We start from the raw sequence: 8,057 nt of genomic DNA on the forward strand, positions 1-8,057 counted from the left end.
CGGGAGGCCAAATCGTGTTTTTAACAAGCATACAGCTGCAAAATTATCGCAATTATTACGAGCTTGACCTGCAAACGCCGAATAAGGTGAACGTATTTCTTGGGCCGAACGCACAGGGCAAGACGAATTTGCTCGAAGCGATATTCGTGCTGGCCCTCTCCAAGTCGCATCGTACCTCGAAGGACAAAGAGCTGATCGGCTGGCAGGGCGATTCCGCACGGATCGCAGGAGGAGTGGATAAGAAATACGGTTCCGTCAAGCTCGACCTGCTGTTCTCCGCGCAAGGGAAGAAAGCTAGAATTAACGGATTGGAGCAGCGAAAGTTAAGCGACTTTATCGGTTCCGTCAACGTGGTGATGTTTGCGCCTGAGGATCTGGAAATAGTAAAAGGAACGCCGGGTGTGCGGAGAAGGTTTCTCGATATGGAAATCGGACAAGTGCAGCCCGGCTATTTGCATACCTTGCAGCAATACGGGAAGGTTCTGCAGCAGCGGAATAACTTTTTGAAGGCGTCTTACGGCGGCAGCGCGAATCTGACGATGCTGGATGTGTGGAATATGCAGCTGGCGGAGCACGGTGTTAAAATTATGAAAAAAAGGAAACACTTTATACATAAATTACAAACATATGCCGAGCAAATCCATTCGGGCATCACGAACGGCACCGAACAGCTGAAGATTGACTATCGTCCCTCGTTCGATACGGACGCTCTGCAAGATGAATCTGTTTTATTTGATCAATTTATGATAAAGTTAACACAGGTGAAAGATCAGGAGATTCGCAGAGGCGTGACCCTGGCCGGACCTCATCGCGACGATCTGGCGTTTTTTATCAACGGCAAGGAAGCGCATATATTCGGCTCCCAGGGGCAGCAGCGAACAACGGCCCTGTCATTAAAATTAGCGGAAATCGAGCTTATTAACGAGGAAATCGGGGAATATCCGCTATTATTGCTTGACGATGTGCTCTCGGAGCTCGATCAGAATCGTCAAACGCAGCTTATTGAAACCTTTCAAAGCAAAGTACAAACTTTTATAACGACGACCGGCCTTGAAAGCGTGAATGTCAGCAGGCTTCAGGATGCCGGTATCTATCATGTGCAAGGCGGCCGAGTGACGCGATAAGGCGCGAATAGGAGAGGTGAGCGGGAGAACATGTACATCCATTTAGGCGGCGAGAAAATTATTCGGGCTGCGGAGCTGGTGGCCATTTTTGATATATCGATCGAGCAATCCTCTAAACTATCCAAGCAATTTGTTGCGGGTGCACGCAAGCGCAAGGACGTCGAAACGATAGGTGAGGAAGAACCGAAATCTATCGTGGTGACCAAGCAGAAAATCTATTATTCGCCTATTTCATCCTCTACCCTTAAGAAACGGGCCCATCATTTTGTGGCTAATGGTTAGAGCGAGGGCAACCAGGAAGAGCAGTTGAGAGGAGCAGTGAGCTTGCATGTCTTTGGATCAGCATACGTATGATGAGAGTCAGATACAGGTTCTGGAAGGATTAGAAGCGGTACGCAAACGTCCGGGGATGTATATTGGCTCCACAAGCGGCAAAGGTCTTCACCATCTCGTATGGGAGGTAGTCGATAACAGCATTGACGAGGCTTTGGCCGGTTATTGCAATAAAATCGAGGTCATCGTTCATGAGAATAACAGCGTTACCGTTATTGATAACGGTCGGGGCATACCGGTCGGCGAGAACGCGAAGCTGAAGAAATCTACGCTGGAAGTCGTAATGACGGTACTTCATGCGGGAGGAAAATTCGGCGGCGAGGGCTATAAAGTATCCGGGGGCTTGCACGGGGTAGGCGTATCCGTCGTCAATGCGCTGTCCGAGCTCGTTATCGTTCAAGTTAAACGCGAGGGTCACATTTATCAGCAGGAGTACCGTAAGGGAGCTCCTCAATACGATATCAAAATCATCGGGGATTCAGAGGAGACAGGAACCAAAGTTACCTTTACTCCGGACCCTGAAATTTTTACGGAAACGACCGTTTTTGAGTATGACACGCTACAATCGCGGATCCGCGAGCTGGCTTTTTTGAATAAAGGAATCGAAATCGTGCTTTCCGACGAACGGACCGGCGTATCCAACTCGTTCAAATATGAGGGCGGAATTATCGAGTTCGTTAAGTTTTTGAACAAAAATCGCGAAGCGCTGCATGAAGCGCCGATTTATGTCGAGGGCGCGAAGGACCATATTCATGTAGAGGTCGCCCTGCAATATAACGACAGCTACAGTGAAAATATTTATTCGTTCGCAAATAACATCAACACTCATGAGGGCGGTACGCACGAGTCCGGCTTTAAGAGCGCGCTTACGCGTATCATTAACGACTATGGCCGAAAAACGAACCTGATTAAGGATAACGATTCGAATTTCTCCGGCGATGACGTGCGCGAAGGTTTAACGGCGATCATTTCCGTGAAAATCCCTGAGCCCCAGTTCGAAGGCCAGACGAAGACGAAGCTCGGGAACAGTGAAGTGCGGGGGATTGTCGAATCCTTCTTCGCGGAGAAGCTGCAGGAATTTCTTGAAGAGAATCCGTCCGTGTCCCGCAAAATCGTAGAGAAAGGCCTTCAGGCGGCGCGTGCCCGTGAAGCGGCGCGCAAAGCGCGTGAGCTGACTCGCCGTAAGAGCGCGCTGGAGGTAGGCTCCCTGCCGGGCAAGCTTGCCGACTGTTCCTCCAAGGATGCCTCGATCAGCGAGCTTTATATCGTCGAGGGCGACTCCGCCGGCGGCTCCGCAAAGCAAGGCCGCGACCGCCATTTCCAGGCGATTTTGCCGCTGCGCGGTAAGATTTTGAACGTTGAGAAGGCTAGGTTGGATCGTATATTGGGCAATGCGGAGATCCGGGCGATCATCACGGCGCTGGGTACCGGCATTAGCGATGACTTTGACTTGTCCAAAGCGCGTTACCATAAAATCATTATTATGACCGATGCCGACGTCGACGGCGCGCATATTCGCACGCTGATGCTGACGTTCTTCTACCGGTATATGCGTCAAATTATCGAGGCGGGCTATATTTATATCGCGCAGCCGCCGCTGTTCAAGATCGAGCGGAATAAAGTCATTCGCTACGCGCAGACCGAGAAGGAACGCGATCAGATCATTGCCGAATTCGGCGAAGGCGTGAAAGTTAATGTTCAACGCTACAAAGGACTAGGCGAGATGAACGCGTCTCAGCTGTGGGAGACGACGATGGATCCGGAGAGCCGTACCATGCTTCAGGTCACGATTGAGGACGCGATTGAAGCCGATGTCGTATTCGATACGCTTATGGGCGATAATGTTGAACCGCGTCGTGAATTTATTCAGAAGTATGCCAGATATGTAACGAATCTCGATTTCTAGGGTAGCCATTCAAGTACAGAAATGTCTTTCGGCGTTCTTGTCGGAGAATGTAAATCGTTTTCTCCGTATTTTTCTAAGGCAGCACATGTAGTAAGCTCACGCTAAAAAAGGTATCGCGGAGAATTCTAAGCGTATGTAAGAGTAAAACTAAATTCCTAGAATATATGCAAGAAGCAGCCGCCCGTTACGGACGTCTGCTTCTTTTTTGTAGCTGCCGTAGGCGACCGCATAGCGGTAAACCCTGTGAAATACGCTTTGGTCCGGGAGTTTGCGAAATATAAAGGGATCTGGGCGAGAATTCACCTCAAGAATCCAGGGATAGAGCAATAATCGGGATTCGAATGAAGCACGAGACAGAGTTTGGTTTGAGTGGTATAATGGAAGTTGGGTCTGTTTAAATTATGGCGGTATAACGTGGATGGAGAGCGGTAATTTACCTATTCCATATAGATGATTTATAATTTCCACAAGCCGCGACATGCAAGAAACGGACGGTAATTACAGAAGCGTGGGATGAGAAGGTTTATATGCCCGCTTTTTGTGAAAGTAATATAAGAGTTATATGGATTTAAGAGCAGCGATAGATGGCGTCAGGGAGGTAAATCATGGCGGAAGAAGAACGAATATCAATAAGAGATCGGGATATTGGTACGGAGATGCGAGATTCCTTTATGGATTACGCAATGAGTATCATTGTAAGCCGTGCTCTTCCCGATGTCAGGGACGGACTGAAGCCGGTCCATCGTCGTATTTTGTTTGCGATGTCTGAGCTCGGTATGTCACCGGACAAGCCGTATAAGAAATCTGCGAGAATCGTAGGAGAAGTTATCGGTAAGTACCATCCTCACGGTGATTCGGCCGTGTATGAGTCGATGGTACGGATGGCGCAGGATTTCTCGATGCGTTATATGCTTGTTGACGGCCACGGGAACTTCGGATCGATTGACGGCGATTTTGCGGCTGCCATGCGTTATACGGAAGCAAGGCTTTCGAAGATCGCAATGGAGCTGCTGCGAGATATCAACAAGGAAACAATTGATTTCGCCCCCAATTACGACGGTGAAGAGTCGGAACCGGTTGTATTGCCGGCCCGATATCCGAATTTGCTCGTAAACGGCGTTACAGGGATCGCCGTAGGTATGGCTACCAATATTCCGCCGCATAACCTGAATGAAGTAATTGATGGCGTACAAGCTATGATTAGCAATCCGGATATTACACCGGTCGAGCTCATGGAATTTATTAAAGGACCGGATTTCCCTACAGCAGGTTTTGTTATGGGGCGCCAGGGCATTCGTCAGGCCTACTTGACAGGTCGAGGTTCAGTGACGATGCGCGCACGCGCAACCATTGAGGAGAATGGCGGCAAAGCGCGCATTATCGTGCATGAGCTTCCATATCAAGTAATTAAGGCGCGTCTGGTCGAGAAGATTGCTGAGCTTGTACGCGAGAAAAAGATAGAAGGCATCACCGATTTGCGCGATGAATCGGACCGGAACGGCATGCGCGTAGTCATTGAGCTGCGCCGGGACGTGAACCCAAGCGTCGTACTGAACAATTTGTACAAACACACGCAGCTGCAGTCTAACTTCGGCATCAATATGCTGGCACTCGTAAATGGCGAGCCGAAAACCCTTAATATAAGGGATATGCTTTACCATTACCTGCAGCACCAGATCGAAGTTATCCGCCGTCGTACCGAGTATGACTTAAAGAAGGCCGAAGCTCGTGCGCATATTTTGGAAGGCTTGCGTATCGCTCTAGACCATTTGGACGAGGTCATTGCTTTAATCCGTTCGTCCCAAACGGCCGATCAAGCCCGCGAGGGATTGATCGAACGATTCTCGCTCAGCCATGAGCAAGCCCAGGCGATTTTGGATATGCGTTTGCAGCGTCTGACAGGACTGGAACGTGACAAAATTGAAGCGGAATATGCTGAGCTTTTGAAGAAAATTGCGGAATACAAAGCCATTCTTGCAGACGAGCAGCTTGTGCTTGACATTATAAGCACGGAGCTGGCGGAGCTGAAGGATCGCTTTGGCGATGAACGCCGTACGGAGATCACAGCCAGTGATGAGGAGATTTTGGACGAGGATCTGATCCCTCGCGAGGACGTCATTATCTCGATCACCCATTCCGGCTACATTAAGCGTCTTCCGGTTACGACTTACCGCAGCCAGAAGCGGGGCGGCAAAGGCGTAGTCGGCATGGATACTAAGAACGACGATTTCGTTGAGCATCTCTTTGTATCAAATACGCATCACTATTTGCTGTTCTTTACGAACAAAGGCAAAGTATATAAACTCAAAGCCTACGAAATTCCGGATTTGAGCCGTACGGCACGCGGAACGCCGATCATTAACCTCATTCAAATCGAACAGGGCGAGACGATCAATGCGGTAATTCCGGTGCAGGAATTTGATGCCGAGCATTTCTTGTTTTTCGCTACCAGACAAGGCGTGGTGAAGAAAACGCCGCTGGATGATTATGTAAACATACGGAAGATCGGCTTAATCGCCATTTCGCTCCGCGAAGATGATGACTTAATCGGCGTAAAGCTGACGGACGGCAATCAGGAAATCATCATGGGTACGGCGCAAGGTATGTCGATCCGTTACTCCGAGCAGGACGTCCGCTCCATGGGACGTTCGGCTACAGGCGTGAAAGGCATTCAGCTCGACGACGAGGATACCGTTATTGATATGGATGTTATTTCAAAGGACAAAGACATTCTTATCGTTACCTCGAAAGGCTACGGCAAGCGTACTCCCGTTGCCGATTACCGCATCCAGAACCGCGGCGGCAAAGGGATTAAGACGCTTAATGTGACCGACAAGAACGGACCGATCGTGTCGCTTAAGGTTGTCGAGAATGACGAGGATCTGATGATTATGACCGCATCCGGAACGATGATCCGTACGAGTATGGAAGGCATTTCAACGATGGGCCGGAATACACAAGGCGTAAGGCTCATTCATACACGCGAAGACGATACCGTTGCGACGGTAACCCGGGTAGCGCGCAGCGAAGATAATGAGGCGCTGGGCGATCAAGAAGATCAGAATGGCATCGAGCCGACTGTTGAATAAATGATCCGTTTTGAAGAAAAAGGTTGAAGGGGAGAGGACGCAGGTGGCAGCGGTAACGTTATCACAGTTAAAGCTAGGCGATAAAATCAGTGAAAATGTCCTCACCCCGTTCGGCAGCGTTCTATTTCAAAAGGGGAGAATCGTGACCCCGAAGGAAATAGAAATTTTACAAGCATTCCTTGTTCCAATTGTTGATGTTGAGGCCAACGGTGCAGTGAAAACAATCGAGGATGCGGACGATGATGTGGTTAAGGATACGAGTGAGGCCTTCGTTGCGTCGCCTCTACATGAAGAGTATGACAAAATGGTCCATGTTTTGCGCGATGTGTTTAATTCAATTGTGACGGGCGCAAATTTACCGGTCATGGATATTCGAAAGCAGCTCGAGAGGACGCTTGAACATGTGAAGAGCTATAATCTTCTAACGTTCATGCCGCGCCAATTCTTGGAGAAGGATTACCTGCTTCATAACAGTATTGCTTCAGCTTTGACTTCCTATCAAATTGCGCAGTGGGTCGGTTTTCCTCAAAAGGATTGGATGCAGATCGCGTTCGCCGGCCTGCTGCATGACATTGGGAATGTGCGGATTAACAAAGCGATTTTGACGAAACCGAATGCGCTCACCTCGGATGAGAAAGAAGAAATGATGAAGCATACCGTAATCGGGTATCAAATGCTCAAAAATGTACCCGCGCTGAACGAAGGGGTTAAAATGGCCGCGCTTCAGCATCATGAGAAGGTCGATGGGTCAGGTTATCCTCTCGGAATCGATGCGACAAAAATCCATTCGTATGCCAAAATTGTAGCCATTGCGGATATCTTCCATGCAATGACGTTGAACAAGACGTATCGCAAAGCGGTTTCGCCTTATCTAGTGATGGAACAGATCCAAAGCGATGCTTTCGGGAAGCTGGATCCGGCCTACGTTCGGACGTTTGTCGAGAAAGCGACCCAGTTTCATAATGGAACGGTGGTTAAACTTAGCGATGACCGTATTGGGGAAATCGTATTTACGGATCGCGAGCATCCGACGAGACCATGGGTATCGATTGACGGTGCGATCATCAACCTATCCGTAGAACGGTATCTTCACATCAAAGAAGTGTTAAAATAGTGAGTTAATACAGTGAGTAGGATCAACAATGTAGTGCTGGCAGCAGCAAATACATGGTATGATATCCGCTCACTGTTTTGTTTTTACTAGGCATGAATAATCAATTATTAGTGGTGTAATAATAAAATAGAATGAAACCATTGATTTTTTTAAAAAAACACTTGCAATCGTATAGGCAAACGTGATATATTATCTAAGTCGCCGCTGAGAGACACACGGCTGACGTGAAAGAAAAGATTGTTCTTTGAAAACTGAACAACGAGTGAAACTGCCCCGTTAATCCTCACGGATTAATGGAAAAGCGATAAAAAAGTAATGAGTCATCAACTAACCAATTTGGAGAGTTTGATCCTGGCTCAGGACGAACGCTGGCGGCGTGCCTAATACATGCAAGTCGAGCGGAGTTATTCCTTCGGGAGTGACTTAGCGGCGGACGGGTGAGTAACACGTAGGTAACCTGCCTGTAAGACCGGGATAACATTCGGAAACGA

General features: G+C 48.6%; 5 protein-coding genes and 1 rRNA gene. All 6 read left to right on the forward strand.

The features are described 5' to 3' along the window. Nucleotides 1-14 precede the first annotated feature (14 nt). A complete protein-coding gene (gene recF, locus H581_RS0102800; protein WP_028608694.1) occupies nt 15-1,124 on the forward strand; it encodes a DNA replication/repair protein RecF in 1,110 nt (369 codons plus the stop codon). A gap of 30 nt (nt 1,125-1,154) precedes the next feature. Further along, nucleotides 1,155-1,406, forward strand: a complete 252-nt coding sequence (gene remB / locus H581_RS0102805; RefSeq protein ID WP_028608695.1) for an extracellular matrix regulator RemB — start codon at nt 1,155-1,157, stop codon at nt 1,404-1,406. Nucleotides 1,407-1,452: 46 nt separating this feature from the next. Continuing rightward, complete coding sequence (gyrB, locus tag H581_RS0102810; protein ID WP_028608696.1) at nt 1,453-3,363, forward strand: DNA topoisomerase (ATP-hydrolyzing) subunit B; 1,911 nt, start codon at nt 1,453-1,455, stop codon at nt 3,361-3,363. 605 nt (nt 3,364-3,968) lie between these two features. Continuing rightward, the gene (gyrA, locus tag H581_RS0102815) at nt 3,969-6,452 is read left to right on the forward strand and encodes a DNA gyrase subunit A (protein ID WP_028608697.1); all 2,484 of its coding nucleotides are present in this window, start codon (nt 3,969-3,971) and stop codon (nt 6,450-6,452) included. A 43-nt stretch (nt 6,453-6,495) separates the two neighbouring features. Further along, nucleotides 6,496-7,566 (forward strand): HD-GYP domain-containing protein, encoded by a 1,071-nt coding sequence (locus H581_RS0102820; RefSeq protein ID WP_028608698.1) that lies wholly within the window; start codon nt 6,496-6,498, stop codon nt 7,564-7,566. 333 nt (nt 7,567-7,899) lie between these two features. After that, nucleotides 7,900-8,057 (forward strand): 16S ribosomal RNA (locus tag H581_RS0102825); the annotation flags it as partial.

The sequence above is a fragment of the Paenibacillus harenae DSM 16969 genome, assembly GCF_000422465.1.
GTDB classification, from domain to species: Bacteria; Bacillota; Bacilli; order Paenibacillales; family Paenibacillaceae; genus Pristimantibacillus; species Pristimantibacillus harenae.